The organism is Tabrizicola sp., from assembly GCF_036781545.1.
Lineage (GTDB): Bacteria > Pseudomonadota > Alphaproteobacteria > Rhodobacterales > Rhodobacteraceae > Tabrizicola.
Window position 1 is genome coordinate 3,807 of sequence record NZ_DAIQAT010000162.1, and the last position, 4,025, is coordinate 7,831.

The following is a 4,025-nucleotide window of genomic DNA, read 5'->3' on the forward strand; positions in this document are numbered from 1 at the left end:
GCTGCGGGAAGGTGCGGCAAAGCAAGCTGAACCCGTTCAACTGGTTCCGGAAATCAGAGCCGCGCGAAACGATCGTGCTGCCCGGCAAGAAGACCGATCCCCGCGATCTGGTCGATACGGTGCTGTCGATGACGGTGGAGCCGATCCCGGGCGGGGCCGTGGTGCGGGCGCGCGGCGTGACCCCGACGCAGGGCTGGTGGAACGCCGAACTGGTGCCGCAGCAGGTCGATGACAAGGGCGTGCTGGTGTACGAGTTCCGGCTGCAGCCGCCGACCGAGAGGACGGATGTGAGCACGCAGCAATCGCGCGAGATCGATGTGGCGATCTACATCTCGGATGTGAAGCTGCAAGCTGTTCGCGAGATCGTGGTGCAGGGCGCGAAGAACGCGCGGTCGGCGCGGCGGTAGGGCCGATTTCTTCAAGGAAATCGTTTCGGAGCCTTTGAAGGCTCCGGTCCGGACTTGTCGAAAACTTCGGCGCAGTCAGAGGTGGACGACGCGGACCTCGTTGCCCTTGGCCGAGAGCGCGATCTCGCCCTTGCAAAGCCGCATCGCATCGTCGCCGAAAGCCTCGCGCCGCCAGCCGGACAGGGCGGGGACATCGCGGTCTCCGGCGGCGATCTGGTCCAGCTCGGCGGAGGAGGCGATCAGCCGGGGCGCAACACCGAGCGATTCCGACTTGGCCTTGAGGAGCACACGCAGGAGGTCAGCCAGCGCCGGGTTCACCTGCATCTGTTCGCGCGAGGCGTCGATCTTCGGCATGTCCTCGGGCCGCATCTCCAGCCCTTCCTTCACGGCGGCCAGAATACCGTCGGCGATCTCGGGCTTGCGGCCTTCGCGGAGGAGGAGGCGCGAGCGGCCCAGTTCCTCGGCGCTGGTGGGCCGGGTCGAGGCAAGTTCCAGAAGCGCGTCGTCCTTCATCACCCTGCTGCGCGGGACGTTCTGCGCCTGGGCATAGCTTTCGCGGAAGCGGGCCAATGCCTTGACCACGGCCAGGAAGCGGCCCGAGGTGGTGCGGGTCTTGATCCGCTGCCAGGCCTCATCGGGGTGGATCGTATAGGTGGCGGGGTCAGTGAGCAGCGAAAGCTCCTCGGCCACCCAATCGGCGCGGCCGTTCTTCTTCAACTGCGCCGCCAGGAATTCGTAGATCACCCGCAGATGGGTGACATCGGCGATGGCGTAATCCTTCTGCGCCTCGGACAGCGGTCGGCGCGACCAGTCGGTGAAGCGCGATGTCTTGTCGAGGTTGGCCTTGGCGATGCGCTTGACCAGCGTCTCATAGCCGACCTGTTCGCCAAAGCCGCAGACCATCGCGGCGACCTGGGTGTCGAAGAGGGGCTTCGGGAAGACGCCGCCCTCGACGAAGAAGATTTCCAGGTCCTGCCGGGCGGCGTGGAAGACCTTGACCGTCGCCTCGTGCCGGAAGAGGTCGTAGAGCGGCTCCAGCGACATCTCCGACCCTTCGATCGGGTCGATCAGCACCGCCTCGCCCGCGCCGGGCAGCGCCATCTGGATCAGGCAGAGCTTGGACCAGTAGGTGCGTTCCCGCAGGAATTCGGTGTCGAGGGTGACGAAGGGCTGGGACTTGGCAAGCGCGCAATAGGCGGCAAGGTCTTCGGTCGTGGTGATCGTGCGCATGGGGCCCTTTCGGTCGCGGGGTCATCCCGCCGATTTTCCGGGCCGCTATAGGCGGGACCGCGGGAAAAGGGAAGAGGCGGGGTTGCGGCGGCGGACGGGCCGTGCCTTGGTTGCCGCAAGTCGGGAGAGGATGATGCGCGCGCTGTTCCTGGGGTTGGGCGGGCTGTTCCTGGGGCTGGGGCTTCTGGGCGTGCTGCTGCCGGTGCTGCCGACGACGCCCTTCCTGATCCTGGCGGCGGGCTGCTTTGCCCGGTCCTCGCCCCGGCTGCATGGCTGGCTGCTGTCGCACCGGCTGTTCGGCCCGCCGATCCGCAACGGGGAAGAGCATGGAGCGATCTCGCGCGGAGCCAAAAGGCTGGCGGCGGGCAGCATGGCGGCAGCCTTCGCGCTGTCGGTGGCGCTGGGGCTGCCGTGGAAGGTGCTGCTGGCGCAGGGCGTGCTGATCGCACTGGGCTGCGCCTTCGTGCTGACGCGGCCGGACGGGCCGTCAGGGTAACAGGACCGGGCTACGGTCGCCCATGGCGAAGCGGCGAAGGACGGCTGGGTAGAGCCGGTGTTCCATGGTCAGGACGCGGGCGGCGAGACTGTCTTCGCTGTCGCCGGGCAGCACCGGAACACGGGCCTGACCGAGGATGGGGCCGGCGTCGAGATCGGCGGTGACTTCATGGACGGTGCAGCCGGCTTCGGTGTCGCGGGCGGCAAGGGCGCGGGCATGGGTGTGGAGGCCGGGGTATTTCGGCAGAAGCGAGGGGTGGATGTTCAGCATCCTGCCCTCGTACCGGCGGATGAAGCCGAGGGTCAGGATGCGCATGAACCCGGCGAGGCAGATTATGTCGGGGGTCGCGGCGTCGATCTTCTCGGCGAGGTCGGCCTCGAACGCCTCGCGCCCGGGATAGGCGCGGTGGTCGAGGGCGGCGGTGGAGATGCCCAGGGCGGCGGCCTTCGCAAGACCTGCGGCGGCGGGGTCGTTCGAGGCGACGAGGACGGGTCGCGCGGGGTGGTCGCCCACCATGTCGCGAACCAAAGCCAGCATGTTCGAGCCACCCCCGGAAATCAGGATGGCAACACGCTTCACAGGAGCTTGCCCCGGTAGACGACCCCCTGCCCTTCGACGACGGTCCCCATGCGGATGACGGTCTCGCCCTGCCCTTGCAGGAGCTGGGTCAGGGCGTCGGCCCGGTCCCCGGCGACCACGAGGATCATGCCGATGCCGCAGTTGAAGGTTTTCAGGAGTTCCGGTTCGGACATGTTGGCGGTGGTGGCGAGCCAGCGGAAAACCGGGGGCAGTTGCCAGGAGGACAGGTCGATCTCGCAGGCGAGCCCCTCTGGCAGGACGCGGGGGGGATTCTCGGTCAGCCCGCCGCCGGTGATATGAGCAAGGCCATGGACGCCTCCGGCGCGGACGGCGGCGAGGGCTTGCTTCACATAAAGGCGGGTGGGGGTGAGGAGGGCTTCGCCAAGGGTACCTTGGCCGAAAGGCGAGGCCGCGTCCCAGCCGAGGCCCGAAAGCTCCACCACCTTGCGGACGAAGCTGTAGCCGTTGGAATGGACGCCCGAGGAGGCGAGGCCGAGGAGGACATCGCCCTTCTGGACGTCTTTCGGCAAGTCCCGCCCGCGCTCCATGGCGCCGACGGCGAAACCGGCAAGGTCGAAATCACCCTTGTGGTACATGCCCGGCATTTCCGCCGTCTCGCCGCCGATCAGGGCGCAGCCGCTGTCGGCGCAACCCTTGGCGATGCCGGTGACGATGCGGGCGGCTTCGTCGACCATGAGCTTGCCGGTGGCGAAATAGTCGAGGAAGAACAGGGGCTCCGCCCCCTGGCAGACGAGGTCGTTGACGCACATGGCGACAAGATCCACGCCGATGCTGTCGACATGGCCGGTGTCGATGGCGATGCGGAGCTTGGTGCCGACCCCGTCGGTCGCGGCGACGAGGATCGGGTCCTGGTAGCCCGCGGCCTTGAGATCGAAGAGCGCGCCGAAGCCGCCGAGCCCGCCCATCACGCCGGGACGGCTGGTGGACTTCGCGGCGGGCTTGATCCGGTCGACGAGGGCGTTCCCGGCGTCGATGTCCACGCCTGCATCGGCATAGGTCAGCCCGTTGTGGCCCTTGGTCATCTGCTGCCCCTTCGCGCGGAATCGATTGCGGCCCGCATAGACGATTGGCTGCGGGCGTGCAACGCGGCCCGCTTGACGGCCCGCCCGGTTCTGCTAGGCAAGGTCCTGCTACGGGTCTGTAGCTCAATTGGTTAGAGCAGGGCGCTCATAACGCCTTGGTTGGGGGTTCAAGTCCCTCCGGACCTACCATTCCCCGCCCTTACATCCCCGGATAGATCGGGAACTGCTTGCACAGCGCCCCGACCTCGGCGCGGACCTTGGCCTCGACTT

Annotated in this window: 5 protein-coding genes and 1 tRNA gene; 3 read left to right on the forward strand and 3 right to left on the reverse strand. The window is 67.5% G+C overall.

Features of this window, described 5'->3' with window-relative positions:
• The first annotated feature begins 11 nt into the window (after positions 1-11).
• Positions 12-407 carry a hypothetical protein gene (locus V7Q39_RS17505; RefSeq protein ID WP_333817909.1) on the forward strand — a complete coding sequence of 132 codons (396 nt, stop codon included), beginning with the start codon at positions 12-14 and terminating at the stop codon, positions 405-407.
• Between the two features lie 75 nt (positions 408-482).
• Here the strand turns inward: V7Q39_RS17505 and rnd are convergent, their stop codons facing one another.
• A complete protein-coding gene (rnd, locus tag V7Q39_RS17510; protein WP_333817905.1) occupies positions 483-1,637 on the reverse strand; it encodes a ribonuclease D in 1,155 nt (384 codons plus the stop codon).
• Between the two features lie 133 nt (positions 1,638-1,770).
• On the opposite strand from rnd, the gene V7Q39_RS17515 reads away from it, so the two are divergent.
• Positions 1,771-2,133: a YbaN family protein gene (locus V7Q39_RS17515; protein WP_333817906.1), complete on the forward strand. Its 363-nt coding sequence runs from the start codon at positions 1,771-1,773 to the stop codon at positions 2,131-2,133.
• On the opposite strand, the gene purN is transcribed toward V7Q39_RS17515, so the two are convergent.
• Together purN and purM are read right to left on the reverse strand one after the other, a co-directional pair.
• The gene (gene purN / locus V7Q39_RS17520) at positions 2,125-2,712 is read right to left on the reverse strand and encodes a phosphoribosylglycinamide formyltransferase (protein ID WP_333817907.1); all 588 of its coding nucleotides are present in this window, start codon (positions 2,710-2,712) and stop codon (positions 2,125-2,127) included. The genes V7Q39_RS17515 and purN overlap by 9 nt on opposite strands.
• A complete protein-coding gene (purM, locus tag V7Q39_RS17525) occupies positions 2,709-3,755 on the reverse strand; it encodes a phosphoribosylformylglycinamidine cyclo-ligase (RefSeq protein WP_333817908.1) in 1,047 nt (348 codons plus the stop codon). Before purM ends, purN begins: the two co-directional genes overlap by 4 nt.
• A gap of 112 nt (positions 3,756-3,867) precedes the next feature.
• Between purM and V7Q39_RS17530 the strand changes: the two genes are divergently transcribed.
• Positions 3,868-3,944, forward strand: a tRNA-Ile gene (locus tag V7Q39_RS17530).
• Positions 3,945-4,025: the final 81 nt, after the last annotated feature.